A 394-nucleotide genomic window follows, 5' to 3' on the forward strand; every position below is an offset into this window, starting at 1 on the left:
TACATGACAACTTTTATCTGAGGATCACATTATGACAACAGTAAGACGCGGTGGAGCCGGAAACTTCGCGGCCGACCCGGCACGCGCCTCTGAGGCGGGCAGCAAAGGCGGCGCCGCCAGCGGCGGTAACTTCAAAAACTGTCCCGATCGCGCCCGAGAGGCCGGCCGTAAAGGCGGGCTTATCAGCCGGCGGGGCCCAAAACCCGAAGTTTAAATAAAACAACACGGACGCGCGCCGGAAGTAAATTTTATCCCGGCGCGCTTAATTTGGAAATATGCATTTCCAAATTATCTCTGAGGTTGAAGTAGAATAATCAACGGAACCTACCCCCTGATTTTTCTAATATGTGGCGCATATTCATGGCCAGTAACCTGCAGGCTTATCATCCATATT

Annotated in this window: 1 protein-coding gene; it reads left to right on the forward strand. The window is 52.0% G+C overall.

The window, feature by feature from the left end; all coding sequences use genetic code 11:
• Positions 1-31 precede the first annotated feature (31 nt).
• Positions 32-214, forward strand: a complete 183-nt coding sequence (locus VI01_RS25150) for a general stress protein (RefSeq protein ID WP_075564136.1) — start codon at positions 32-34, stop codon at positions 212-214.
• Positions 215-394 lie beyond the last annotated feature (180 nt).

Origin of the sequence: Pantoea sp. SM3 (assembly GCF_000963995.1) — a bacterium.
GTDB classification, from domain to species: Bacteria; Pseudomonadota; Gammaproteobacteria; order Enterobacterales; family Enterobacteriaceae; genus Pantoea; species Pantoea rwandensis_B.